Annotated in this window: 23 protein-coding genes, 3 tRNA genes and 2 pseudogenes; 19 read left to right on the forward strand and 9 right to left on the reverse strand. The window is 42.4% G+C overall.

Annotated elements, in window-relative coordinates; all coding sequences use genetic code 11:
• Positions 1-140 precede the first annotated feature (140 nt).
• From MKX60_RS11525 to MKX60_RS11565, 9 genes are all read left to right on the forward strand, one after another.
• A complete protein-coding gene (locus MKX60_RS11525; RefSeq protein ID WP_076284737.1) occupies positions 141-827 on the forward strand; it encodes a M15 family metallopeptidase in 687 nt (228 codons plus the stop codon).
• A 76-nt stretch (positions 828-903) separates the two neighbouring features.
• Entirely contained in the window at positions 904-1,374 is a 471-nt protein-coding gene (locus MKX60_RS11530) for a WGxxGxxG family protein (protein WP_076284736.1), read from the forward strand.
• A gap of 161 nt (positions 1,375-1,535) precedes the next feature.
• Positions 1,536-1,621 (forward strand) — tRNA-Leu (locus tag MKX60_RS11535).
• A 41-nt stretch (positions 1,622-1,662) separates the two neighbouring features.
• Positions 1,663-1,908: a TipAS antibiotic-recognition domain-containing protein gene (locus tag MKX60_RS11540; RefSeq protein ID WP_179085775.1), complete on the forward strand. Its 246-nt coding sequence runs from the start codon at positions 1,663-1,665 to the stop codon at positions 1,906-1,908.
• Positions 1,909-1,938: 30 nt separating this feature from the next.
• On the forward strand, positions 1,939-2,370 hold the full coding sequence (locus MKX60_RS11545) for a MarR family winged helix-turn-helix transcriptional regulator (protein ID WP_076284734.1): 432 nt from the start codon (positions 1,939-1,941) through the stop codon (positions 2,368-2,370).
• A 125-nt stretch (positions 2,371-2,495) separates the two neighbouring features.
• The gene (locus tag MKX60_RS11550; protein WP_060626660.1) at positions 2,496-2,849 is read left to right on the forward strand and encodes a carboxymuconolactone decarboxylase family protein; all 354 of its coding nucleotides are present in this window, start codon (positions 2,496-2,498) and stop codon (positions 2,847-2,849) included.
• A gap of 104 nt (positions 2,850-2,953) precedes the next feature.
• Positions 2,954-4,648 (forward strand): dihydrolipoyl dehydrogenase, encoded by a 1,695-nt coding sequence (gene lpdA, locus MKX60_RS11555; RefSeq protein WP_341059828.1) that lies wholly within the window; start codon positions 2,954-2,956, stop codon positions 4,646-4,648.
• On the forward strand, positions 4,641-5,585 hold the full coding sequence (locus MKX60_RS11560; RefSeq protein ID WP_076284732.1) for a lipoate--protein ligase: 945 nt from the start codon (positions 4,641-4,643) through the stop codon (positions 5,583-5,585). The genes lpdA and MKX60_RS11560 overlap by 8 nt, the downstream gene beginning before the upstream one ends.
• Before the next feature lie 85 nt (positions 5,586-5,670).
• Positions 5,671-5,756: transfer RNA gene (locus MKX60_RS11565), tRNA-Leu, on the forward strand.
• A gap of 107 nt (positions 5,757-5,863) precedes the next feature.
• On the opposite strand, the gene MKX60_RS11570 is transcribed toward MKX60_RS11565, so the two are convergent.
• On the reverse strand, positions 5,864-6,082 hold the full coding sequence (locus MKX60_RS11570) for a DUF6809 family protein (protein WP_341060297.1): 219 nt from the start codon (positions 6,080-6,082) through the stop codon (positions 5,864-5,866).
• A gap of 76 nt (positions 6,083-6,158) precedes the next feature.
• On the opposite strand from MKX60_RS11570, the gene MKX60_RS11575 reads away from it, so the two are divergent.
• On the forward strand, positions 6,159-6,467 hold the full coding sequence (locus MKX60_RS11575) for a hypothetical protein (protein ID WP_341052373.1): 309 nt from the start codon (positions 6,159-6,161) through the stop codon (positions 6,465-6,467).
• 358 nt (positions 6,468-6,825) lie between these two features.
• Here MKX60_RS11575 and MKX60_RS11580 read toward each other — a convergent pair whose 3' ends face one another.
• The 5 genes and pseudogenes from MKX60_RS11580 to MKX60_RS11600 form a co-directional block, all read right to left on the reverse strand.
• Positions 6,826-7,224: a nuclear transport factor 2 family protein gene (locus MKX60_RS11580; protein ID WP_076284730.1), complete on the reverse strand. Its 399-nt coding sequence runs from the start codon at positions 7,222-7,224 to the stop codon at positions 6,826-6,828.
• 4 nt (positions 7,225-7,228) lie between these two features.
• A complete protein-coding gene (locus MKX60_RS11585) occupies positions 7,229-8,050 on the reverse strand; it encodes a cytoplasmic protein (RefSeq protein WP_341059830.1) in 822 nt (273 codons plus the stop codon).
• A gap of 26 nt (positions 8,051-8,076) precedes the next feature.
• Positions 8,077-8,706, reverse strand: coding sequence for a DsbA family protein (locus MKX60_RS11590; protein ID WP_341059831.1), 630 nt, complete (start codon positions 8,704-8,706; stop codon positions 8,077-8,079).
• Positions 8,707-8,806: 100 nt separating this feature from the next.
• Positions 8,807-8,987, reverse strand: a pseudogene (locus tag MKX60_RS11595) (FMN-dependent NADH-azoreductase); the annotation flags it as partial.
• Positions 8,988-9,108: 121 nt separating this feature from the next.
• A pseudogene (locus tag MKX60_RS11600) lies at positions 9,109-9,312 on the reverse strand (transposase); the annotation flags it as partial.
• A gap of 159 nt (positions 9,313-9,471) precedes the next feature.
• Between MKX60_RS11600 and MKX60_RS11605 the strand changes: the two are divergent.
• Both MKX60_RS11605 and MKX60_RS11610 read left to right on the forward strand, forming a co-directional pair.
• Positions 9,472-9,564 (forward strand) — tRNA-OTHER (locus tag MKX60_RS11605).
• 435 nt (positions 9,565-9,999) lie between these two features.
• On the forward strand, positions 10,000-10,422 hold the full coding sequence (locus MKX60_RS11610) for a hypothetical protein (RefSeq protein ID WP_149646653.1): 423 nt from the start codon (positions 10,000-10,002) through the stop codon (positions 10,420-10,422).
• Positions 10,423-10,570: 148 nt separating this feature from the next.
• On the opposite strand, the gene MKX60_RS11615 is transcribed toward MKX60_RS11610, so the two are convergent.
• Together MKX60_RS11615 and MKX60_RS11620 are read right to left on the reverse strand one after the other, a co-directional pair.
• Positions 10,571-11,644, reverse strand: coding sequence for a Gfo/Idh/MocA family oxidoreductase (locus MKX60_RS11615; RefSeq protein WP_341059832.1), 1,074 nt, complete (start codon positions 11,642-11,644; stop codon positions 10,571-10,573).
• A 327-nt stretch (positions 11,645-11,971) separates the two neighbouring features.
• On the reverse strand, positions 11,972-12,814 hold the full coding sequence (locus MKX60_RS11620) for a DNA-binding protein (RefSeq protein ID WP_341059833.1): 843 nt from the start codon (positions 12,812-12,814) through the stop codon (positions 11,972-11,974).
• A 364-nt stretch (positions 12,815-13,178) separates the two neighbouring features.
• On the opposite strand from MKX60_RS11620, the gene MKX60_RS11625 reads away from it, so the two are divergent.
• The 3 genes from MKX60_RS11625 to MKX60_RS11635 all read left to right on the forward strand — a co-directional run bounded on the left by MKX60_RS11625 (position 13,179) and on the right by MKX60_RS11635 (position 20,491).
• Positions 13,179-17,069: a X2-like carbohydrate binding domain-containing protein gene (locus MKX60_RS11625; RefSeq protein ID WP_341060298.1), complete on the forward strand. Its 3,891-nt coding sequence runs from the start codon at positions 13,179-13,181 to the stop codon at positions 17,067-17,069.
• Positions 17,070-17,153: 84 nt separating this feature from the next.
• Positions 17,154-17,999, forward strand: a complete 846-nt coding sequence (locus tag MKX60_RS11630; protein ID WP_341059835.1) for an NAD-dependent epimerase/dehydratase family protein — start codon at positions 17,154-17,156, stop codon at positions 17,997-17,999.
• A 281-nt stretch (positions 18,000-18,280) separates the two neighbouring features.
• Complete coding sequence (locus tag MKX60_RS11635) at positions 18,281-20,491, forward strand: helix-turn-helix domain-containing protein (protein ID WP_341059837.1); 2,211 nt, start codon at positions 18,281-18,283, stop codon at positions 20,489-20,491.
• Between the two features lie 179 nt (positions 20,492-20,670).
• Here the strand turns inward: MKX60_RS11635 and MKX60_RS11640 are convergent, their stop codons facing one another.
• Positions 20,671-21,594: a helix-turn-helix transcriptional regulator gene (locus tag MKX60_RS11640; RefSeq protein WP_076284721.1), complete on the reverse strand. Its 924-nt coding sequence runs from the start codon at positions 21,592-21,594 to the stop codon at positions 20,671-20,673.
• 407 nt (positions 21,595-22,001) lie between these two features.
• Here MKX60_RS11640 and MKX60_RS11645 point away from each other — a divergent pair, with 407 nt between their 5' ends.
• From MKX60_RS11645 to MKX60_RS11660, 4 genes are all read left to right on the forward strand, one after another.
• The gene (locus tag MKX60_RS11645) at positions 22,002-22,886 is read left to right on the forward strand and encodes an ABC transporter permease (RefSeq protein ID WP_143759569.1); all 885 of its coding nucleotides are present in this window, start codon (positions 22,002-22,004) and stop codon (positions 22,884-22,886) included.
• Positions 22,887-22,901: 15 nt separating this feature from the next.
• A complete protein-coding gene (locus MKX60_RS11650) occupies positions 22,902-23,798 on the forward strand; it encodes a carbohydrate ABC transporter permease (RefSeq protein WP_042190759.1) in 897 nt (298 codons plus the stop codon).
• Positions 23,799-23,909: 111 nt separating this feature from the next.
• Positions 23,910-25,562 carry an extracellular solute-binding protein gene (locus tag MKX60_RS11655; RefSeq protein ID WP_445670757.1) on the forward strand — a complete coding sequence of 551 codons (1,653 nt, stop codon included), beginning with the start codon at positions 23,910-23,912 and terminating at the stop codon, positions 25,560-25,562.
• A 98-nt stretch (positions 25,563-25,660) separates the two neighbouring features.
• Positions 25,661-26,794 (forward strand): SGNH/GDSL hydrolase family protein, encoded by a 1,134-nt coding sequence (locus tag MKX60_RS11660; protein WP_341059839.1) that lies wholly within the window; start codon positions 25,661-25,663, stop codon positions 26,792-26,794.
• The last annotated feature ends 52 nt before the right edge of the window (positions 26,795-26,846 follow it).

Genomic DNA, 26,846 nt, shown 5'->3' on the forward strand with positions numbered 1-26,846 from the left:
TTATATTTCTCGCTTAAACGCTTATCGTCCTTCCTTATAGGGACGCCGAAGACGTTTATGCTTGTATGCTAAGGCAAGGAGGGGTATTAGTACAAGCGAATGGGGAAGCGGGATCATTGATTATACCAAGGGGTGATTCTATGCTGACTTTAGATCAAGTGAGGGACAAATCGGCAGCGAGGCTTGCTGGGCTTCATCCTGTTTTGGCAGCAGGGGCGAAGGCTTTGATTCAGCAAAGCTATGCCAGAGGAGTGCCCATCGTTATTACTCAGGGATTGCGGTCGATTGCTGAACAAAATGCCTTGTATGCGCAGGGGAGAAGTAAGCCTGGACCTATAGTTACCAACGCCAAGGGTGGAACCAGCTATCACAATTATGGCCTTGCGTTTGATTTTGCGCTTTTGCTGCCGGATGGAAATAGTATTTCCTGGGATATGAATCGTGATGGTGATAAAGATAAAATAGCGGACTGGCAAGAGGTTGTACAGGTGGGAAAACAGCTAGGGCTTGAGTGGGGAGGAGACTGGACGTCTTTTAAAGATTATTCACATCTGCAAATGGCCTTCGGCTTAACTACGACTCAACTTCGGGCAGGTAAACGTCCTACGACGGATCAGGTCAATGAAGCTTTAAAAAGAATTACTGGGGAGGATGACCAGGTGAACAAAGACGTTAAAGTAACGATAACCTTAAACGGCACTAAACTTACGGATGGTGTTCTTGATACCGGCGTAACGTATGTACCCGTGCGTGCTCTGGCTGAGGCGCTTGGAGCAAAGGTTACGTATGACGCAGCGAGCAAGACAGTGAATGTTGTACAAGAGTAAAGCTATTCATGTATAGACAGTGCCACCCAAGGGGAAATTATCAGTGATAACTAACCATAAAGGGAGGCATAACACTGTGAATAAGCTGATAACAAGCCTTGCATGCGGTACTGTACTGTCAATGAGTATAATGGGAGCTAGTTACGCTAATCCAATCGGGTCAGCCGCTTTAGGCGGTATCCCGAACGCGAATACGGGCATGGATGGTACCGTGAATAACACTCGGATGATGAATACGGAAGGCAATCTAATGAACGGCACCACGGGAACGATGAATCAGCATGAGAGCATTATGAAAGATAAGATTCGCACAGGGGAAAATTATAGACCTAACACCAATAACTACAATGAAAATTACACCCGGGATAACTACAACAGAAATACGATAACTCCACTATCCAACACTACAACGGACGGTAGATATCGGGCAACCAGTACAACTACAAATACTGGGACTACCAGCAGAGGATCTAACTGGGGCTGGCTCGGATTGTTTGGACTCTTGGGCCTTGTCGGAATGAGAAGCAGAAGTGACGAACGCAGATAATTCACATGCCTATTAACCCGTGTCGGCACACGCTGAAGCGGGTTATTTTTAATGTGATAAAACTTTTTTTGAAAAAGGGATTGCGCGTTATCGATATTCATGATATTATATTTCTTGTCGCGTTATACGTAAACATCGTATGAAGCAACAACACATAATATGCCGGGGTGGCGGAACAGGCAGACGCACAGGACTTAAAATCCTGCGGTACGTGAGTACCGTACGGGTTCGACCCCCGTCCTCGGCATCACAGTGAAAACCTTGAGAAATCAAGGTTTTTTTTCTATTATGATACTTATAGAAACAAGAGAAGCAGTTCTTGGTAACATGGAGAATGTATTTCGTGAATTGGCGAAACATAAAGATAAGTCTCCTGCTTCTCCTGAGGTTCAAAATTTAATAAGTAAATGGAAAAGCTGCCTTGAAGAATTTATGGTCGCTTTATCAATGACTTTAATCATTTTGACAAGCATTGGCGATTATGGCCATATATCAGATAGCCTATCTCATTTCTATGGTATAATTCCATTTTAGAACATCAATCCATTTTGGAAGGGACATTATATGTTTAATTTGAATGATTGTATTGGTTTCATAACGAATACTGCTTCAAAAAAAATAGTAGACGAATTCAACAGGAGACTTAAAGACATTGGAATTACGAAAGTGAAATGGACGGCCCTTTTTTTTATCGGGGAAAAAGATGGAATATCCCAAAAAGAACTATCCCAAAAAATGAATGTTAATGAATCGTCTATAGCCAGGCTTCTTGATCGCATGGAAAGAGAAAAATTATGCTCAAGAGTCAGAGATTCTCAAGATAGAAGAATAATCAGAATTAATCTAACGCAAGAGGGCGAAGCTCTAAGAGCTGAGTTGCTTCCGATAGGTCAAAATTTTCATGATGATGCAACAAATGGAATATCCCAGGAAGAACTGCATATTTTTACGACAGTATTAGATAAGATGGTTCATAATTTGTCAAAAATCCACTAAATCGTTCGATATTATTATAAGGAGGGTTTTTTTTACGTAAATACTTTACATAGCAACTATTGCAGTGTAAAGTATTATTATGAAATCATAAGTGAAATAATTCACATGAAAAGGATGGGATTCAATTGAAGAAGGATGTAAGACAAATGCTTCATGATTTTACAAGCGGGTTAGCTACTCTAGCTGAGACTAATGGGGACAGCGTAAATGCATTTATGAATTTGCTGGGAACCAATTATGCTGATGGTGCCTTAGACACCAAAACAAAAGAACTGATCAGTGTAGCGATTGGCGCGTATAATCGTTGCGAGTACTGCATAGTGTTTCACGTTTATAAAGCCTTGGAAGCAGGAGCGACCAGGGAGCAGATCCTTGAATCTGCTATGGTTGCTGTTGCCTTCGGCGGTGGACCTAGCATGGCGTATTCAGTCACATTACTTAAAGATTCTATTGATGAATTTGAACAAGATTTCAAGTAATGATGTCATTTCATTGGCAATCTCTGCGCAATTGGCGGAGGTTGCCAAATTAATGGATACGGTAAATGTGAATAAAACTACACAGCAGACTAGGGGGAATTTATGTGGATATAAAACTTGAACAGCTTACTGGGCATGAAAAAAAATCAAGAGTGGGAAAGATCAACATTTCTGTCGGAGAATCAGTTTCGGTGGGCCAGACCTTATTGCAATTGGAGAGTAAAAAGGGCAATTCCCCGTTTAATTCAAAATATAAATGCGTTATAAATGAGATTCTGGTTGAAGAAGGACAAGAAATTGAGTTAGGCCAGTGTTTATTTAAAGTTACTGCTGAAAATGCAGGAAAAGAAAAACCTAAGCTGGATTATTTTGGAGGAATGATTTACGGTAAAAAGGAGCAGTTGCAAGCAGACCTGTTAATTATTGGGGCGGGACCAGGGGGGTATGTGTCGGCCATCTATGCTGCTAAACGTGGAATTAAAACGGTTATTGTAGAAAAATTGTCTATGGGTGGAACCTGCCTTAATGTAGGTTGTATTCCGACCAAGGCTTTGATTAAATCCTCGGAGGTCTTTCATAATATAATGAAGGCCGAAGATTTTGGCATTACGGTTAAAGATATTCAGCTTGATATGGCTAAAGTAATTGATAAGAAGGATGAGATCAAGAATACATTGGTTTCAGGGATAGATTACTTGCTTTCAAAAAATAATGTGAGAATTATCAGAGGTAGCGCATCCTTTGTAAATGACAAACAGGTTCTTGTCAAGAATGGAAAAGATGAGTATACCATAGAAGCGACGGATACCATTATTGCAACAGGTTCAAAAATTGCCAATATTAATTTACCGGGGATAGATCATAATTTTGTTCTAAACAGTACATCGGCCCTTAAACATAAGGAGAATATAAGTTCTATCACCATTATTGGCGGTGGTGTAATAGGCATGGAGTTTGCCTTCATCTATTCCAATTTTGGAATTCAAGTAAATGTCATTGAGTTTTGTGATAGGCTTTTGACCATGGTGGATGCGGAAGTCTCAGCAGAAATAAAAGAAATAGCTATGGACAGAGGGATTGGAGTCTACACTGGGGCTAAGGTTACAAGAATTGAAAAAGACCAGAGTGGCAAGGCTATTGTTATATTTGAAATGGACAATGCTGAAAAATTTATCACCAGCGAAAAAGTCTTGGTTGCTATTGGAAGAACGCCAAATATAGATGATCTGGAAATAGAAAAGGCGGGTATTGCTTTAAATGAAAAAGGCAAAGGCATATCTGTTAATGAATACCTCCAAACGTCTGCAGAACATATATATGCTATCGGGGATGTAACAAATCGTATTCAGTTGGCGCATGTAGCCTCTCATGAAGGAATAGCAGCTGTGGACCATATTTTAGGGACGCCTTCTCATGTAGACTATGGTATGGTGCCCAATGTAATATTTACATCGCCAGAAATTGCGTCTGTAGGTTTAACAGAAGAGCAGGCTGTGCTTAAAAATATGGACATATCGATTAGCAAGTTTCCTTTTCAGGCTAACGGAAAGGCGTTAACAATGAGAGAGGAAAAGGGCTTCATCAAATTAATTAAAGATTTGTCCAGTGGCAAAATAGTGGGTGCTTCCATTATTGGGCCGGAGGCTTCTGCACTAATAAGCACACTCACAATAATGATGAACAGCAATATCACTGAGGAAGAAATAATACACACTATATTTGCTCATCCTACTACTGGGGAAGCCATTCACGAGGCTGTTTTAGGTTTTAGCATAGGAGCACTCCACTTCGATGAATAAAATTGTCCTTTCCCAAGAGAATGATCCCTATTTTAATTTGGCCTTGGAAGAGGAGCTGTTGAGAAACGCCTGCCACGACGAAGTTGCGTTATATCTATGGCAAAATGATAAGACTGTAGTGATCGGCAGAAATCAAAACCCATACACCGAATGCGACATCGAACAATTAAAGAGTAATGAAGTGAGTCTGGCCAGAAGAATTTCGGGCGGGGGCGCCGTATATCACGACTTGGGGAATCTGAACTTCACCTTTATTTTCAAAAAGGAGCAGGAAAACCTCGAAAAGCAATTAGAGGTCATTAAAGGTGCCGTTGAGAGCTTTGGATTAGAGGTAGCGTTATCTGGTAGAAACGATATAACTTATCAGGGGAAAAAGTTTTCTGGGCATGCTTTTTACGCAGAAGAAGAAAACGGATTTCATCATGGAACATTAATGGTGGAGGTCAACCTGGAGCAGTTGGAGAGAATATTAAAACCGTCAAAATTAAAGCTGGAAGCAAAAGGAATAAGCTCTGTAAAAAGTAGAGTCATCAATCTGAAGGAACTGAATAATGACATATCTGTTGCCAGCTTGACGGAAGCGTTAATAAAAAGCTTCAAGAATGTTTACGGCAACGTTGCTGCTCCGGTGAGATATAGTAAAATGACATATACACCTTTACTTATGGAAAAATATTTTGATAACAAATGGATTTACGGAGAGAGCCCTAAATACAATGTTATTGTAGAAAGAAGTACGCCTTCAGGCAATATTCAGGCTTTTTTTAACGTGGAGCATGGAGTTGTAAAATTTTTGAAAATTTATTCTGACAGCTTAGCTATTTTGAATTTCGAAGAGTTTGAAAATAAATTCATAAATATAGATTTCCATCAAATCATGGAAAAAAATCTTCTTGAAGAAATTTTTCGGGATTTGTATGAGAATAGTTTTATATAAATTTGGCGGCGCTGATACGCTTTGATGCGATTGTGCCGTCCTTCGCCTAAAAAATTAATCATATAAAGCTTCAGTACATTTCCACCCGGGGTGGCGGAACAGGCAGACGCACAGGATTTAAAATCCTGCGGTACGTGAGTACCATACGGGTTCGCCCCCCCGTCCTCGGCATCTCAGTGAAAACCTTGAGAAATCAAGGTTTTTTTGTTTTTTGGATTAGTTTCAAAAGAGATTTTTATTTAGAACAATTATTAAGCGCACAGGATTTACGCCTTAAATTATGGAGTTTTGTCATGAAAGGTACCCAACTTACTAGCAAGTTCCTCTTCCCCGGTTAAGACCTCGACCATGATGCCCGCCCCCAAGCGAAATCCATACTTGAAAATAGATGTTAACTCCATGCCATGAGTTTGAGCATATAAGTCTAATAACGCTTCCAACTCGTCGAACTCCTCCTCTGAAAGTCGCTCCTTCCAAATCTCTATGATTTCAGATATTTAGCGCCATTTGAAACAATATTTTTTTGAAATTTCTTGCCAACGCATTAGATAATCAGAATGAGAGGCGACTTAATTGACAAAGAAGAGATGGCTAACTATTTTTATGTTGTTTATAGTCTTATTATCGGGTTGTGAAAAAAACAACTCAGATACTTTAAGTGATACACCAACAGCTAAGGATGAAGAGTATAAACTGATGATTACTAATAACAGTTCGTTGGATTTAAAAAGCGTAGTTGTTACTGTTGATGAAAAAGATACCATCCAAATGGACTCTTTGATCGATAGTAATATTAAGCTTGGAGAAGTTGCAAAGTTCCAGATGAAAAATGGAAAACATGTATTTAAGGTTACACTCAATCGAAAAAAAATTACTCAGTAAGTAGAGAATTTACCAAAATTATTGTCATCAATAACTTAGTCTCTTCTGAACAGAACACTAACATAAACGATATAGTCATTAATCTTTCAGATTTTCTAGAGGGTATGACAGGAGAGCTCCTTGTTAAGAATCCGATAGATTACTTGTTCAACTCTACTTTTGATTTAACAGGCATCGAAGATCAAATCGTTGCCCTATATGCCAAAAAAACGCCATCCTTTCCTATAATTCTACAGAAAGAATAACGTCTTTTTTTGCTTTATGGGTAGTGTAAAACCTTAGCTTGATAGCGATGGGTAGCGTCAGGAAAATACGGTTATCCTGACGCTACCCCGTATACAAGTTAAGTTACAAACAACTAATTTGAACTTAATGCATTATTGACAGTTGCGCTGTCCACGATTTGAATAAATTTTTTAACCTTATCATTCTCATCAAATTCATATAGATGGCAAAAGTCTGCTATAAATGATTTTCCTGTTGCTTTATACGTCCCACTATATTTTCCGTAGACGATAACAGTGTGATTATTAAACGCATAGATTTCATCTTTTGCAGAATAGCCATCCCATTCGGTTCCAAGGCGTTCATGTACGTTTTTCACTACTTCATCTGGACCTACATAAGTACCCGCATAAGGAAATCCAGCAGCTTCTGTCCAAGATACATTATCACTTAAATACATTTTGAAGGCATCCAATTTTCCTTCACCGGTTAATACATACGTTTCATGTAATAATTTTTGGTATATATTCATAACATTACCCCCAAGGAATTTCTTTCGTTACAACTTTTGCACTTAATTCTAATACGCCTTTATTTGCATAGCCTGGATATGCTGCTTCAAGCTTTGCAACAAAATCCGTAGAAGTTTTACTTTCTTCAGAAGCTTTAATTGCAGTTTTTAGATAATTGATAGTTGCAATAAGTGCTTGATTATCTAAGGATTTTTCAATTGAACCATGGCTTGGTACGATTATGTTAGCATTTAACCCTTGTAACACTTTCAAGTTCTCAATCCAAGCTTCCATTGCTTCTTTTGAGCTAGTATCTGCTATGAAAACATGTATTTCGTTGAATATATCAATGCCACCAATCAATAATTTCAATTCTCTGTTAAATAAGCTAGTTCTGTAATTATCTAAACCTACAAGTTCAAATGTTAAACCTTGAAAGTCAATAGTTTTTTCTGCAAATACTTGAGGAAATACAACATTACTTGGTGCGTTTTCTCCAAGTGCATCTTTCCAGACTTTTAATTTACCTAAGACAGAATGAACAATATGTTCAACAGTAGATTCTGTGGCATACGCAATGGCTTCTGGATACGCTGCTTTAATACTTTCTAACCCAAAGTAGTAGTCCGGATCTCCATGAATAATAAAAATTTTATCTAAATATAAGTTATTTTTATTTAGGTAATCAACAATTTCTTTCGAATCGGATTGAGTGAATTTCGCATTTATTAAGAATGCATGTCCTGCTTTTTCAACTAAGGTTGCAGTCACCATAAAACTATTTTCTTCAGAACTAAATATCGTCAATTTCACATCATTTTGATTCATTTCGAATGTTTTAAACATAGAATTTTATCTCCTTTTTGGTGAAATTATTTAATAATATAACAATCTTTAAAACGTGCTTCAATTTTATCCGACGTCATTACTCCGCCACCAATAGGAATTAATTGGTTATCCTTGTGTAGAAGTAAAGAGGGATAGCTATTTATACCAAGTTGTTGAACCGTGTTGAAATCATTTTGAACATCTATTATAGTTTCTTGAGATTTTAGTCGCTCTAGTACTTGCTCAGGATCCAAATGATGATCAATAGCTATCTTACGATATGTTTCAGGGTCACTCAGACTTTTTCCATTATAATAAAACGCTTTTTGCATGGCAGAAGTAAATTCTAACAAATGGTTCGGTGCTAATGAACGTAAAGCTGAAAAGCCAATTGCAGCATCTTTTGAATTCATTGTAAAAGTACCTTCTGACAACAAAGCCTGATATGAAGGACCAAATTCTGCACCAGTAAGTTTATTAATTCTTTTATTACCTTCTGATATATATGAGAATTTTTTTATTGGCAGATTATCTAAAAATAATCCTCCGGATAAAACAGTTAACGGAATTTCAGGGTGATTTTTGTAAAAACCTCTAATACTTTCTGAAAATCCATAGCACCATCCACAATATGCATCCCATACATATATAAGGGTGTCTTGTTTTGTCTCCATTAAAAACGCCTACCTTTATTTTTTTATTATTAACCAATCTCGCTGTTACTTAGAAATTCTCAGCTAACTTTTTAGAGCGTAGAATTGCATCTTCTTTAATCTATTGTGCTTTTTCAGGCGCCCTAATATGCCCTTCAACATCGATTGCTTCAAAAGAAGGGACGCAAAAAAAAAATCATCATTACCAAAAGATGGCGATGCTCCATTTCTAGTTCTTCAGCTGGACCTTCAGAGTAGAAAGCACCATGTACTTGAATATGCAGTGCTTTTTTATCTGTAACAGGTACTGTTACTACTAGTTGTAACCATTGTAGTTACAACTAGAATGAAAGTCAATTCTTATTGACGAAAAAATTAACTTCCTATTATTGGGCTCAATCTAAAAATTAGTGGTTGATATGTTCAACTCAATAAACGGTGTCGATTGCATTCAATTAAAATGCCCGTCATATAACAACCACGATTGCGTGTGAAGTAGTGCCGGCGTTGGTAAGCTTTGATACGATTATGTCGTCCTTCTACGGTTGCACTCGTCCAACGGCAATGATGGTAGTTCACGATCTCATCCTGCCAATTACGCATGGTTTTCAAGGTGCTTCGCACGGCGCTTTCATACACAAAGGGCAGTAACGCAAAGCGTCTGCCCTTCATTTTGCTAACATTTTTGTTAACATGGCTACATATACAAATTTCTGAACGCAGAAAGTACAGAACACAAAAAAGTGCCGTCAACCCGCGTGGTTAAAGGATTTGTGTTCGTGCTTTCCGTGGTGTAGAAAAGGGGCTATAAAGGTTGTTTCAGGACTTAAAATCCTGCGGTACGTGAGTACCGTACGGGTTCGACCCCCGTCCTCGGCATCACTAAAAACAAGGGTTTCAGCTCATTTGAGCTGGAACCCTTGTTTGATTTTAAGCGGGTTTGCTGGCATTTTGCTAACGCCGGTTCATTCTGGTTTTATAACGGCAGCCTCCTTTACTGAATTTCCATCAAAGGAGCCGGATGCCAACAATATGCAATGTTCCCTTTTCGTACTCGTTTCTTTCGGTTTCCGCAAAAGGGCGTGTACAAAGATTTAAATTCATCAGATCCAATGAAAGCGCATATTTATAAGGGTTACCAGGTTAGATACAGTCCGGATGCAAGCATAATAACCATCGTATTATCAAGTGCAAACTTGAGCGGAGTCAGATATGATGTTTTCAATTCAAACAACAACTCTGTTTTGAATGGTCTCATTTCCATAGCCGGAAAAGCAGCAGTTGCATGCGCTGGGGTAATAAAAGGAGGCAGTTATGCAGGATTTTGCAATGTCGATGTTATGGTTATGGATTTGCTATTTTATAGTGACTATTATTGGAGTTTTACATACCGTATTTAATATTTATGTGTTAAAAATGAGTCCAATGGACGAAAAAGGTATGGGGGAGGGATATGAAAAAACAAAGCCTTGGCATCCTCTTTATAATGTCATTCTGTTTTCTATCTTTGGTTGGCTATATATGCGGGGGTTATCTGTACCCAACCTTGAAGAAGCTCTTATTACAGGGGCGATATGGGCCGGAGTTTGCATTATAATTGATGTTTTGGGCTGGGTGATCATTAAGCATCCTTGGAGTCTTTCTTTCAAAGAATTCTATATTCATTATCAGCCATGGATTACACTTATATATTTGGTTATTTTTATGGGTCCTGTAATCGGATATTTGTTCGTTTAATTAAATTTCATATGGAGCATGAGGGCATGGCATTGAAATCGGGCGGTCATTGATTTCTGTTTTGCATGCTACACTTGTTCGAGTCATTGAATCGTATACAATTGTTCAGGCACATGAGAAGGCTCTTAACTTTCTCATGTGTTTGTTTTTATTTGGCAGGCCTGATCTCATCTTGCAAAGTTATAGTACTTCCAAGGGTGATGGCTTCATCGACCGCGAATGATAGTCTGATGTCTGTTAAGGCATCCGCTAATGAGTAGGCTGAAGTTCCCGTGTGCAGGAAGCGGGACATATTCAATAAGGCTTGTCCTATCCCAATCTCTTCATCAGAAAGGGGAGAGGGATGAAACGGGTTCTGAAATAGACTAAGCTGTCCTGCACGCAATTCATGCAAGGAGAGACTTTCCAGACTGCCTTCCTGTCCGCCTTGAATCCGACTAATGTTCATATACTCGGTCTCTTCGGTTCCCAGGCGACGGATAATCTCATTATCGCGAATTTCTCCATGTGATCCGCGGATGAGTACCCGGTTGGTACGGAGGGGCGAGAAATATTGGGAGCGAGTGAAGTCAAGCACAGCGCTTTTGCCGGAGGGAAACACCATAATTGCGATATCCTGCTGCTCTGTCTTCAGGTCATCTTCGGCCTCCCTCCCCCTATAAGAGAAGTCCATGATTGGAACCTCTAGCCGGCGAGCTGTGATTTCACATGCTGTGCCAGTGATCGAGAGCCATTTACGGATCAGACTGATTCCATGATAACCATGCGCAACAGAGACTTGAACATGACCTACCTCGCCCAAATGTCCGGTTTGAATATAGGCGGTTCTAGCCTGATGGTGGGGCAACAGCGGATATTGCTCGGCTATTTGAATCAGAGGGAAATCAATGGCGCTGGATCGAAGCAGTTCATATTCAGCCCGCGTAGAGGCGGTGGGTGTTTCGGCCAACACAGGTACTTGCAGCGCTGCAAGCTCCAACAGCAGTGAGGCGGCAGCGGTCTTGGACACCGCCAGGACCACAAAATCGCTCTCGGCCGCAAGGCGTTCTATCGAGCTGTATACGGTCAGTTTCCATTTGTCGATCAGTTGCTGGTATTTGGCAGGGTTGCGGATCAATACACCGGTTACCTGAAATTGCTGCGGAAGCAGGTGAGCCAACTTAAGATACATTTCCGTCCGCCAGCCGCTTCCGATTATTCCAAAACGAATAGGTCTGTTCATCTTTAAAATACACCTCTAATGGTTGATTAGTATGTAAATACCTTCGTAGCACAGGCATCAGTTGTCTCTTATTATTGTATATAAAAAAATGATAGAGTACATAGGATTATGTATAATGTGAAACTATTACTTTTTATTGTCCTTAGCTAAGCTATCTTATGCATTTACATACAAAGGAGCGATTATCCAATAGCCGGATGATCGCTCCTTTGTATAATCCACTTCTGAAATTTCAATCAATGACCCATTCCGTGATTGTTAACGGTGTAAATTGTGGAACCCGAATCGACAGCGGAAGCACTTGCAGAGGCGATCATTAAGCTGGAACTAATCAAGACTACGACTGTAAGTAAGAACATTTTCTTTTTCATTAGTAAACTCTTTGACTATTATTTTTTCCATTATGTTGTGATACATTTGAAGTTGTGATTGATGAGCATGTTCTCTTAGGAGCTCAAAGAGTGCTACTGATTTCTTGAGGTTTGTATCGTTTTCAATTTTGATACTAAAAATCAGAGTTTCTAGAATAGTGTTGATTGCTTCGTTCATATTCTCTTGTTCGTAGTAATACATCACCAGCAAATAAATGTATTCCTCGTAATATCTTATATCCACATTAGTCACATACTTTTCTATGTCATTTACGTTGTTTTTAAGATCACTCAGAATCCAATCTACGGAATAGTTATATTTTATCGAGGATTCCAAGATGGTAATTAGTCCCGGTAGTAACTCTTCCTCAGCACTGTTTCTAATAAATTCAACATACTCCTTTAGGACTCCTGTCTTGCCTTCCAAAAGGTCGAGCACGTAGGTATTGGCTTTTGCAATATTACAGTAGTATTTGACTTCATTAATTCCTTCATCATCTAGTCCTTTGATCCAGCCCAATTCAGCATATTTTTGAATACACATTCTAGCCTCAGGATACTTACCGAGCTTTTGCAGTGCGATTCCTTTTGAACATAAGCTAAATCCAAAATAATAGGGAATACTCCGCTTCAGGTTTTGTTCTCTCAATGTGTCACTGCTTGTCTCATATATGAATGCAATCTGGGTAATCAATCTATCTGCAATTTCAATCATAGCACCCCAATTTTCCAATGAAAAAGATGCCTTAAGCATACTAGTTAAGAAATCAGCATTTAATCCATCCAAATCCAACTTCAATGCGATCTTCCTTTCTTCTGTATATCATTCATCTGTTATTGCTATGTCGTTTGTATCTCTAGACTATTCTTTATTTTACCAATAAAGTAAGTGGTTTTCATCACTGGAACGAGGAAACAAGAGTTTGTTTTGTGATTGTCCAAATATAACTAAGGTACAGTGTTCTCACTAAGTTCCATAGAATCGAGGGAATTATGTTTGTTAGGCTGTTTATTTGCCCCTCTATTTAGGGGTTATTTGTACGTAAAATACCGAAATGTACCTATCTTGGAAATCCATATTCAATTATGATCTTTCCGAAAGAAAGCGCTATCAAAGTAATTTTGACCACATTTCATGAGGGGGTAAGGATGATTTGAAGCGAATGGGAAAAAGATTGGGTATGAGTCTGCTAGTATTCATTATTGCAGCAGCACAGTTCGGTTTTACAGGAATGAAAGGCAATGTTGCGCAAGCGGCGGAAAAGAGTATGGCTCAAAAGCCGTATATGGGCTGGAGCAGTTACAGTATGCAAGTTTATGATGGGGCAGGAAACTGGACATCGGCGGAGAGCGTTAAGAAGCAATCGGATGCGATGCATGAGAAGCTGCAAGCCCATGGATATGAATATATTAATATTGATGCGGGCTGGAATGGAGATATGGATGAATACGGGAGACCTATTCCTAGTGAAGTCCTTTATCCGAACGGATTTCAGGAGGTCATTGACTATGTTCATAATAATGGACAAAAGATTGGGATCTATCTGATCCCGGGGGTATCTATCGATGCATATAACCGAAATCTTGAGGTGTATGGGACAGGCGGCGAATGTCGTATTCAGGATATTACGGCCAAGCCGCTTACCATTATGGATTATTGGAATTCCTACACCTATAAAATTGATTTCACGAATCCCTGTGCCCAGAAGTATGTGGATTCCATTGCAGATATGCTTGGTGAGTGGGGGATCGATTTCGTCAAATTCGACAGCGTAACCCCTGGGTCGGGGATTGACAACTTGAGCCGGGATGCACGCGGCGATGTAGAAGCATGGTCCAAGGCTTTGGATAGAAATAACATCTGGTTTGAGCTATCCTGGGCGCTCGACCACAATTACGTAGAATTCTGGAAAAAATATGCTAACGGTTGGCGAATTGATTGGGATGTTGAATCTTATGACGGCAGTGGGTTGACAGCATGGCCGAGTATTTCCCGATTATTCCCCAAAGCAGCACTTTGGTGGCGGGATGCAGGCCCTGGCGGTTGGAACGACTTCGATTCTCTGAACGTTGGTAACGGCTCCATGGATGGTCTGACCAAGGACGAGCGAAAGACCGCGATGACGTTCTGGTCCATTTCTTCCGTGCCGCTCTATACAGGGAATGACATGACACGGCTGGACAGTTATGGACTAGAACTGCTTACCAATGATGAGGTTATTGCCGTAAACCAAGCCGGACGTCCTGGTCATCCGGTATCGATGGATACCCAGCAGCAGGTATGGTATGCCAATAATGGAGATGGGACTTACAGCGTTGCTTTGTTCAATCTGGGTAGTCGGGGTGCGGAGGTTAAAGTCAAATGGAGTGATCTTGGCCTTGATGGTCCGGCTTCAGTGCGCGACCTATGGAGCCATTCCGAGCTGGGAACCTTTGAGAAGGAATTCAGCGGTGGCATCCTTGAACCCCATGCCTCTCGCATGCTTAAAGTAACCGCGCTAAGCGGCACATCAGCTGTCAATAACGATGATACAGGGATGCGCTACAGCGGAGATTGGAAGCGAAATGGAGGCAAGGAGCTGTTAGAGGGGAAGCAGGATCTGAGCATTACAATTAAGGATTCCTCGGCTGCTGCTACCAGTACTCCTCAAGAGGATGCTCTTAACTCTGGGGCTGACCCTGCTGCGGATTCAGCTTCGGCAAGCAATACCACTGTTACGGATGTGGTTTACATTAATGATAATGACAGCGGCATTAAATACAACGGCATATGGCAGGTAAGCTCATCCCGAGAACATGGAGATTATAATGGCGATGTGCATTATACAGAGAAGGACGGTGATTCTTTCGAGTACACCTTTACGGGAACAGGCATTGAGCTGCTGACGGAAAAGCATGAATCGCAAGGAGAAATGATTGTTACATTAGACGATGGGGTTGCACAGACTGTAAATGCGTATACAAGTGGACCGAGAGAGGTACAACAATCTCTTTATAGTGTATCAGGACTTTCTAACGGCCCTCACACGCTTAAGGTGAGCAAGGGATCGGGAAATTATATGCTGCTCGACGCGCTGAGAGTGACAACAGAAAGTCCGGCTGGGGGTCAGAACAGTTCTATCACTCCGACTTCCGCTGGTTTTGATAAAGCAACGGAACAACAGAAGGATGTCACAGTCACGCTTAATCTGCATGGTAATACGCTGAGTGGTATTGAGAATAATGGAGTGGCACTCCGCGAAGAAGATTATACGGTGACTAATGACAAATTGACCATTAAGAAGGAATATCTTGCACAGCAATCTGCTGGCATAACAAGTCTTAACATCATCTTTAACGCCGGTGATCCACAGACGCTAGCGGTACACATTAGCGATTCTACAGGCATCCGTTATGTGATGGTTAATAATGACGATCCGGGAATCAAATATAACGGTACTTGGTCCCGCAGTAGTGGAAGAGGAATGGGCGACTACAATGACGATGTGCAGTATGCGGAGCAAAATGGTGATTCTTTTGAATATACCTTCAGAGGAACAGGGATTCAACTGTTCACTGAGGTAGACGAATCACAAGGGGATATGGATATCTATGTAGACGATCAATTCAAGGGCACGGTAAGCGCTTATCGAAACGGGCGATTGTCACAGCAGATTCTGTACAGTATCTCTGGGCTTACAGATGGACAACACACACTCAAGGCTGTGAAAAAATCAGGCAGATTCATGCTGCTTGACATGCTCAAGGTAGAGATTCCGAATATGATTAATCCGGTCGCAGCGAGCTTTGATAAATCGCTTTCTGCTCAGCAGGACATTGAGATTACACTTCTACAACAGCCGGAAAGCTTTATAGGCATTACGAATGGATCATATCATCTGGTTCCTGGGACCGATTATACGGTAGCTGGTGACCGTGTTACACTGAACAAATCTTATCTCGCATCACAACCAGTGGGAAAGCTGAACCTCAGCTTTACTATTGGTGGCGATTATCTTAATGATGTGCATTCAACGACAGTGGAAGGCGATTCCTTTGAATATACCTTCAAGGGCACTGGAATCCGCTTGATCACACCTACGGGTCCAGATCAAGGTGAAGTAGATATTTATGTGGACGGACAATGGATTCAGACCGTGAATACTTATAGTCAGAGTCGACTGACACAACAGGAGATTTACAGTATTTCTGGATTGGCAAGCGGCTTACACACACTTAAAGCTGTGAAGAAATCAGGTAATCTCATGCTGACAGATCAATTGAAATTCACAGTCTCAACCAGTGATGGCGGAACAACGAACCCTACAGAACCTCCAACACCAACGCCGACAGCAACACCTACACCGACCGATGCAGGGGGGCCGTCTATACCAGCTCAGCCTTCATCCACACCTACCCTGACTCCGACGCCAACTCCGGCATCTGGAACTGATGGGAAGGATGATGCCGAGACGATGCGACATTCGGCGTATATCAACGGATATCCGGGAGGCTTCTTTAAACCCGATGCTCCCATTACCCGTGCTGAGATGGCAACCATCCTAGCGAAGGTTGCTGAGAAAGAGGCCACTGGATCAGGCGTAACATTCAGTGATGTTCCCTCCAGCTATTGGGGGGCAGATGCTATTGCGAAAGTAGCTAAGATGGGACTAATGAACGGTTATATTGATGGTACTTTTAAGCCTAATCAACCATTGACGCGTGCAGAAATGGCTAGTTTAACAGCCATGCTGAGCCCGAATTCTACAACATCGGGTCGCGGCTTCTCTGACATCACCGGTCACTGGGCACAGGCAGCGATAAAGAAAGCCCAAGATATAGGCATAATGAATGGCTACAGTGACGGAACTTTCCGCCCGAATTCCAAGCTTACTCGTGCGGAAGCCGTTACAGCTATCAACAGAGTTTTGGGCAGGGGCCCGCTTATGGGTGTCACACAGTCAGGGTGGAACGATGTTCCAGTCTCCCACTGGGCATTCGGTGATATTGAGGAGGCATCGACCGACCATATCTCGAAGCCTAGTACACAAGGCGGAGAACAGTGGACAGAATAAGTTGAGCGATGAATGAACGGAGGGGCCTTCTTTGGCCCCTTTTTTCTGAATGATATGAGATGAGAAAAAGAAGGGGAGATGAGCATGAATATTCTAATTACCGGAGCAAGTGGATTTATCGGAACGGCTCTAGCCAAGTATTTGGCAGATAAACATACAGTGATTTGTCTGTCACGCCAAGCTCCGGAAGGGGCTTTTGCGTATGTTCAGGGTTCTTTTGATTCGGCGGAGGATTTGAGCAGGCTGGACTCGTATGATATTCAGGCGGTGATTCATCTTGCCGCAGTTACTGGCGGCTCTACTGAGGAGGAAAGCCTTGCTGTTAATGTGCTGGGAACAAGGAGATTGTACCGATATCTGCTTGACCACGGTTGCCAAAAGTTCATCACAGCGAGCTCCATTGCCGTGGTGGGTGGACTCACTGAGGATTTTATTTCGCTTGAGCTGCCTATCCCAGATGATCATCCCTGTTTGGCAGCGGATGCCTATGGGCTAAGCAAGGCTATGGTCGAGGAGTTGACCCGGTATTTTCATCGCAATCATAAAGATACCGACTTTATCAATCTTCGCTTTGGAGCTGTAGCCTCCCCAGGTTGGATTCCTCCTGTCTTGAAGACAGGATCCAAGCCAACGCTCCCGTTCATCACACTGGGGCATGTCCATGCTGAGGATGTGGTGGAGGGAATTACTGCGGCACTGGAATCTCCACTTAAGCCGGGGGTAAGAACTCTCAATCTGGTTGGGCCGGATGCTAGCAGCAATTTGCCAGTGGCTGAGCTCCTTACCCCGTTGGTGGGGAATGATTATAATTTGGATTATTATCATTTTTCCGGTCAAGAATATAAGCCTTTGTATGCTATGGATCGTTTCAAGGAGGAATTCGGTTTTGTGCCTTCACGTTCTACCCGCCATACGATGGGTACAACTTAGAAGGGTTAACACACTGGAAAGATAAAAAAATTCGGATGGTGAATAAAAAGCAGTGATAACGGCGTATATCGGTGCTTTTTATCCAGTTCTGAAAGTTTTAGCACCTGTAAAATTGGGTTTGCACACTTGACTATTAAGTAAAATGTTTTAATCTATGGTAATGATAGCGCTATCGAAATGATATTAGGGGAGGGGTCACTACGCTTAAATATTCCAATATCTTTCGTAAATTCTTAATCTCCTATGTAGTCATTTTGGTCATTCCCAGCATTGGCGGATATATGTCCTATCTGACTTCGATTTCTGTGACAGAGTCTATCTCTATTGAGAACGGGATCACCCAGCTCCAGAAAAGTCAGGAAATATTGGAGCGCCGCATGGCGGAAGTAGAAGGGTTTACCAGGCAATTGGCAGTCAACCAAGAGCTAAACGTTCTGATGAATGAAAGAGACAATGAGACGAACGTGTATGGCATTTGGAGAACGATGCGGAATGTCCTGACTTTCGGTCAGACGAATGATTTTTTGCAAAACTATTATATTTACCTCGCCAATTATAATCTTATTCTAACCCCAGGTTCTTCTTACCGGCCGGAACATTACTACTCTAATTTCAACTATAAGGATCTTTCGCTACAGGATTGGACCAAAGAAGTGCTTGAGAAAACCCACCGCAGTGAAATCAAGCCACTCAGTGACTATGTTAGCAGGGGCATGCAAACCTCCGTTATTACCTATATGCAGTCACTCCCTCTGGATAGTTTCAACGATTCCTCACCAGCTGTCGCGGTAGTGATCATAGACGAGAAAATCATTTCTAGTCTATTATCTGGTCTAACTGAGCGATACGGAGGCTGGGTTCATATCAGCGATGCTGAAGGAAATACGATTGTTCTGCAGGGAAGTGATGAGCAGAAAATGGCCCATATGACCGCTGATTCGGATTTTGATAAAAACAAGGTTAGTCAGTTCTATGAAGACGATCTAGTGATCACGACTCGTTCTGATTCGAACGGCTGGGTATACCAGACAGGGATTCCCCGGCATATTTTGATGGAGAATGCTAACAAGATCAAGCAAATGTCCATACAAATTACGGGAGGAACATTACTCATCGGCTTGATAGTTGGACTAATATTAGCTTACCGTAACAGCGCTCCAATCAACCATATGCTTAGCGTCATGAAGGAGCAATTTGGCAAGGAAGAGGCCTCCGCCAAGAATGAATTTGACTTTTTAAGCGGAAATATTGCCAATATGATCACCAAGAACAAGTTGCTGGAAACCGAACTTAATCGTCAGCTGCCGTTGGTCAGGGATGCATTTCTGAAGCGGTTATTAGCAGGTGAATTCAAAACGCATGATGAGATTCTCACTGCCGCCGAGCAGGTGGGGATTAACTTGAAACAGAACACTGGATATGTAGGAATTGTTCAGATTAACGGCTATGCCGGTATGGACAGCGTTGAGATTCTCAATGAGCTGAATGCTTCCCGTTTGCTGCTGAAGCAGTCCCTATCGGATCTCGGAGTGGATGTACTAATGACGGATATGGGCTCCGACAAAGTGGTAACTCTGTTTTTCTCCAAGGAAGAAGAGACCGACAAAGCGTATGAGGCAGAAAATATCACTAACATTCTGGAGAATTTGGCGCAGTACGTTTTTAATGAGTACCGTATTACTACTCAGGGGGGCTTCGGTGATCTTTTCACAGAAATAACGGAGGTTAGCCTTTCCTTTGACCAAGCCAAGCAAGCTCTGGAATATGCCGTCTACATGAATAAAAAAGGAATTGTATGGAGTAGCGAAGCCCAAAATGAGAATACGACCTACTATTATCCACTGGATACAGAGCAACGTCTGATCAGTACCATTCGGGCTGGAGAGCTAGAAGAGGCTAAACGGATTGTCCGTGCGATTGTTGCCCAGAACATGGAACAGCGTGAATTATCCATGGAAATGAAGCAACAGCTTGTTGGTGAAATAAAAGGGACGTTTCTTAAGCTTCTGGATCAAAAGGCTTTTACAGAATACCCGGACATCGAGAGTGTGAAGCGGAGGGTCATAGACATTGGTTCATCGGAACGACTCGAAATGATTCAGACCGAATTTTTTGTCATTATGGAAGAACTGTGCGGACTTATTGCAAATAAAAAGAAGGATGTTCATATTCAGATTATTAAGCAGATCAAGGAATATACCGTAGAAAATTATTCGGATACAGAGCTGAGTCTGTACCGGGTAGCTGAACAGGTGGAACGGCCTGAAAAATACATTTCTCAATTGTTTAAAGAGGTTACCGGTGTCAATTTCTCTGATCATCTGATAAAAGTGAGAATGGATCAGGCTGTGATTTTGCTCAAAGATAGTCGGTATACGGTCGATGAGATTGCTATGCGGGTGGGCTATAACAGTTCACATTCTTTCAGACGGGCCTTCAAGCGGTTAATCGGCGTTTCACCGAGCGCTTATAGACAGTCTATTGATGAATAAACAGTTGTTTGGTGAAAATTAAGTATTAGACTGATTCATTAAAAGAAGCAGCGGCGGACCAAGACTTGATAAATAAAGTCTTAGACTGCCGCTGTTGTCGTTCAACTAACGTTTCCCGATAGCTTTGAGGATCGCCGACGGTCTATGGATCACCGATCTCTGATCTCCGATATACGTGTCTACTTTACTTTATTTAATAAGCTTGTCACCATTCTGCTCAATGTCCCTTGATCGACGAAAGGAGCAAGACTTGCCAGCAGATCTGGGCTAAGATGTTCAGCTTCGACTCCACCAATCAACTTCTCGAGATTCTCCCTGTCCAGAAAAGGTGTGAGGCTTATGATCTGGTCCGCATCGATAGTGCCGTCTGCAACCCGGTCTACCAAGCGGTTTAATGTTTCTCTGCTAATAAAGGGTGCCAGCCCTTGAACGGAATGCCAGCTCAAGCTGCTCTCTTCTGCTTGTTGTACCAAGCGATCTACATGTTCTCTTTCCAGAAATGGGGCAATCCCAACAAGATTGTGCACTTCTAAGGAACCGTCAATCGATTTATCTACCAGTCGACTTAATGTGTCGCTGCTGACGAACGGAGCGAGTCCAGTAATGGTATTCCACACAATTTCGCCCTCTTCTGCCTGACGAACCAGTTCATCCAATGTACCTGTTCCAAGGAACGGAGCCAGCTTCATGATCACGTCTAACTTAAGGACGCTGCTGTCTAATCGTTCTGTAACCTTATGCAGAGCGCTTGCTTTTACAAATGGCGCTACTTCTACAAGCTCCTCCACCTCCGCCTCTCCGGTATTGACCATCTCTGCAACTTGTTCCGGCCTGTTCTCTGCGATCTCCTCAACGATCGTTCCTAGGTGCGGGTGCTCCCGATTTTCTGTATTGTCTCCTGCATTTAAAATGTCGTCTACCGTTTTGCCGAATAACCTCGCAAACTTCGGAAGCGTTCCGATATCGGGTAGCGAGTCGCCCCGTTCCCATTTCGATACCGCTTGATGACTTACATTCAGTTGATCGGCAAGTTCCAATTGGGTCAAATCCTGGTCTTTGCGAAGCTTCGAAATATAAGCTCCAATTTTACGCAAGTCGAGCATTGTATACCTCCAATAAAACAAAATGTACAGTGCGCACTGTCAAAAACAGCATAGCATTTCTGCAAACGCAATCCTATCAAGCGTTGGTTGAATTGTCTCATGCGCTTTATTCAACTGCCGGTAGAATTGTCCAGATTGAAAATCTCCAGAGAGGGGCCTGATTCCGGAAAAATGGCCGTTCTACAGCTATTTTGTTCTCCCTGAATAGGGTTATTTGTACGCTGAAATGCCCAAGTGTACCTTTTCTTTGGGGATAAAAGTCAATTATGATCAACTCGTAGAAAGCGCTATCATAAACTACTGGCGGTTGCTTAGGGGGGATTGTTCTGGAGAAAGAAATAGTATTACATCACAAGTCGTTACCGAAGCGTAAGGGCTCTGTATTTTTACAAAATGCTCGTAGAAGTATGAAAAAGCACTGGCAGCTACATTTGCTCGTGATTCCACCTCTGTTATTTTTCCTCATTTTTAAGTATTATCCAATGCTGAACGCGGTTCTAGCCTTCAAGGACTACAACGTGATTAAAGGTATATGGGGAAGTCCATGGGTTGGATTTCATAATTTTCGTTTATTTTTTGATAATCCGCAGTTTTGGACGCTGCTCAAGAACACCATCATGCTTAGTGGTTACCTGCTGCTGGCGGGATTTCCAATTCCGATTATCCTTGCGCTCATGATTAATGAATTGCGCGGGGGAAGGTTCAAAAAGTTCGTCCAGCTGGTCTCTTTTGCGCCTTATTTCATCTCGACGGTTGTCATGGTGTCCATTATTATGCTATTTATGGCACCTCGTCTTGGATTTGCGAACATCGCTCTCAACTTCTTCGGTTTGGAGTCGATCAATTTCCTTGGAGAACCGGGAATGTTTCGTTCGATTTATGTCTGGTCTGATATTTGGCAGACTGCGGGTTATAGTGCCGTTATCTATTTAGCAGCGCTTGCCGGTATAGATCCTACGCTTTATGAGGCAGCCAAAGTCGATGGCGCTTCACGCTTTCAAAAAATTCGTTATATTGATCTGCCAGGTATTGTGCCTACCATCGTCATCATCCTGATTTTGAATGTTGGGAATGTCATGGCTATTGGCTTTGAGAAGGTCTATCTTCTGCAGAACCCGCTCAATCTGGCGAATTCCGAGATCATTGCCACTTATGTCTACCGGGTCGGTTTGCTGAACGCCAATTATAGCTTTGCAACTGCGGTTGGTCTATTCAACTCGGTAATCAACCTTATTTTGTTGCTTACGGTGAATGGCTTGGCTAAACGCATCACAAACAACAGCATCTGGTAGGAAAGGAGCAACCACATGGCAGCAGTTCAACAAAAAATTAAAGAATCAACTGGCGATAAGCTATTTCTGACCACTATTTATATTCTACTCAGCCTCGTGGTCATCGCGGTGATTTATCCGCTAATTTTTATCATCAGCAGCTCGATTAGCAGTCCAGCAGCCGTTACCTCCGGTCGAGTCTGGTTATGGCCTGTAGATATTTCCTTCAAAGGTTTCAAGGTTCTGCTAAATACACCCGAGATCATTACAGGCTACGGCAACTCCATTTTTTATACAGCCGCAGGGACGTTCATTAGTGTTGTGCTTACGATCATGATCGCGTACCCTTTATCACGCAGAGGTTTCTTCGGACGCAACACTTTGATGATGATCATCACCTTTACGATGATATTCAGCGGCGGGCTGATTCCGACCTATATGGTCGTGAAGGAACTCCATTTGATTGATACCCGCTGGGCACTGCTGATACCAAACGCGATTTGGGTATGGCAGGTCATTATTGCCCGGTCATTCTTTCAATCCTCCATTCCGGAGGAGCTGCTGGAAGCCAGCGAAATCGACGGTTGCAGTGATATGCGGTTTGTCTGGAGCGTTGTCATTCCATTATCGAAGCCCATTATCGCGGTGTTAGTCCTTATGTATGCGGTAGGACAGTGGAATGCATACTTTGACGCTTTGATTTATTTGAAATCAGCGAATTTGTTCCCGCTTCAGCTTGTCTTACGAAGCATCATTATCCAGAACAACAGTGCAGGTACAATGGATGCGATGAAAATGGTGGAGCGGCAGCAGCTTGCTGAGCTACTCAAATATGCACTTATAGTTATCGCTACTCTGCCTGTACTTGTTATCTATCCGTTTGTTCAGCGTTATTTTGTCCAAGGAATGCTGGTCGGTTCAGTTAAAGGCTAATTCACAGCTTTCAGAATCTGGAGAGGGGGAGAGGCACGCAGTAAAATGACAGAAAGATATCGTACCTGCCTAAATTATAAAAGGGAGTGATCGGATTTGAAGAAAAGTGTGATGACCTTGTCATTGGTGCTGGTATTAATTCTTACGGTGGTGTTAAGCGGATGTGCTAATAAAAATACAGATAACACATCCTCCGCACCTGCTGACTCAGGTAACTCGGAATCAGCAAGCAAACCGGTGGAAATCAGCGTGTTCTCGGTTCAGGAATCCGGGATCGATGTTCCTACCAATAAATTTTCGAAATTTGTGGAAGACAAATTCAATATTAAATTCAAATGGGAAATCAACCCTTCAGACGGAGCCAAGGAAAAGCGCCAAATCTCACTTGCTAGTGGCGATTACCCTGATGCTTACCTGCTCACTCACTATATCGATCAGTTCTCACAGGCAGATCTTTTGAAGTATGGCAAACAGGGCGTACTGATTCCTCTGAACGATCTAATTGATAAATATGCTCCGAATATTAAAGCGGCTATGGAAAAGAACGATAATTTGAGAACTCTTAACACAGCGCCTGATGGTAATATCTACGGGCTTGTCGCTTACACAGAGTGCTTTCACTGCTCCTATCCGAGCAAAATGTGGCTCAATACCGAGTGGCTGAAGAAGCTGAATCTGGAAATGCCGAAGACAACCGAAGAATTCAAAAAAGTGCTGGAAGCTTTCAAAACACAAGATCCGAACGGGAATGGAAAAGCAGATGAAGTGCCGCTAAGTGGCTCCATTGAGGAGTTTGGTGTACGCATTGTACCATTCCTCATGAATGCATTTGTATACGATGATGACCGCAATTATCTGAACATGATGGATGGAAAAGTTCAATCGGCGGCTGTCACACCGGAGTGGAAGGAAGGCCTGACCTATATCAAATCTCTGTTTGACGCAGGTTTGATTGATCCAGGGGCATTCACACAGAATGCGGAAGCCTTTAAGAAAATCGGTGAAAATGCCGATGCGGAAATTCTGGGCGCTGGTGCGGGCATGCACCCTGCGATTTTCGTCAATATTGATCCGGGCAATAGAAGCTCGGCACACTACAATCCTGTACCACCGATTAGCGGACCGGAAGGTATCTCCTATGCGACTCATGATGCAGGTGGCGTATCCCCAGGAGCGAAATTTGTCATCACCAACAAAGCTAGCGAGGAAGCACAGATCGCTTTAATTAAAATGGTAGACTACATGTTTACTTCTGAAGGACAGACCAATGGTGGCAGCGGTATGAAGGGCATTGATTGGACTGATCCAGAAGAAGGCGATGTAGCACTGGACAAAGATGTTAAACCAGTGATCAAGACCATTCCTATGGCGGAGGGCGAAGCGCCGCGCAATGCGGGCTGGAGCGGCATGGGTCACTTCTATATGCCAAAAGAGTACCGTGATACCTTCGTTCAAGCTACTGACATCTACGCTTCCAGCGGTTATGAACGTAGATTGTATGATGCGACTCTGCTGTATGAGGGACATGAGCCTAAAGAATTATTCCCGATCTGGTCGATTTGGATTGATCCAAGCGAAATCGATGAAGCGAGCTTACTGCAAACCAACATCAAGAATTACATTGAGCAAAATCAGCTTCAATTCATCACGGGCAACAAGGATCTTAATAAAGATTGGGATGCTTATATAAAAGGTCTGAAAGACTTGAAGCTAGATCGTTATCTCGAAATCTTGCAAAAGGCTTACGAAACTTCTAAAAAATAAAATATTGAAATCAGAATCAGGTGCTGTAAGATATACCCCAGCACCTGATTTCTTGATTTCAAGGAAAAATATACATTTTTATTTACGGAGGATCAATCATGACAGAAGAGAAACATTGCAATCATCAATTTGTGGTTCCAAGACGGGGACTACCGAATACAAGCGTAAGACTTGCGGGAAAGGAGCCGGTGACTGTCGCCTTTTTGGGTGGTTCCATTACAGAAGGGGCAGGTGCTTCCGACGCGGACACATTTAGCTGGAGAGCGCTGACTGGTAAGTATCTGCAGGTGCGATTTGCGAATCATGAATTCCGCTTCATCAATGCGGGAGTGGGTGGAACGAATTCCACGCTGGGCGCTCACCGATTACAGTCGCATGTCCTGCAATACGGCAAGATTGATCTTCTATTCGTTGAATTTAGCGTCAATGACGGCAACGACCGGGAAGAATCCATTAGAGGTCTGGAAGGAATTGTGCGCCAGTGCAGACGGTTGTCGCCCGGCACTGACATTTGCTTCTTGTATACGGCAGCAGAGAAGAATCTGTCAGGGAACAATCCCTTTAACATTGCCGTCCACGAAGAAGTAGCTGAGCATTACGATCTTCCATCTGTTAATTTTGCAGCTAGAGTTTATGCACAGACCCAGGCCGGACAAATGGAGTGGACTGAGCTGGCTCCGGATGGATATCACCCCAATGATGACGGACATGCGCTGTATGCTTCTTTTTTACAGGAATATTTGGATGCAGCTCTTGTTCCTGACAACACACATTCAAATACCGGAAGCGCGTTAAGTATTGCTCCTCTGGAGGAGCAAAATTATGAATACGGTAATTTACTGGATTTCAGAGGCGCTGATCATGCAGATGGGTTCGAGCTACGCGAGCTTACCCCTGATGATCCACTGATGAACTGGCGATTTGGAACGGAGCATTTATATACAGATAGCAAAGAGGCATCTTTTTCTTACACAGTAACCGGACAGAGTGTGGGTCTGCTGCTGCTCTACGGCCCGGACAGTGGGATATTCGAATATTCGCTCAATGGCGGTCCCTTTCATGCGGTTAACTTATTCGATGAATGGTGTCCGCTTGCGTTTCGGCCTATTATTGCTATGTTCGGAATCGAGGAACAACGTCAGGAATTGCAAGTAACCGTGCGAATTACAGGGGAAAAGGATGAACAGAGTAAAGGCACCAGTCTGCGCATTTTGCAGCTAATGTACAATTGATTATTCTAACCTAGAGGATTATACTGCCTCTTATTAAGCGTTTATAATTCTA

It is taken from the genome of Paenibacillus sp. FSL R5-0914, assembly GCF_038004525.1.
Classification (GTDB): domain Bacteria; phylum Bacillota; class Bacilli; order Paenibacillales; family Paenibacillaceae; genus Paenibacillus_AQ.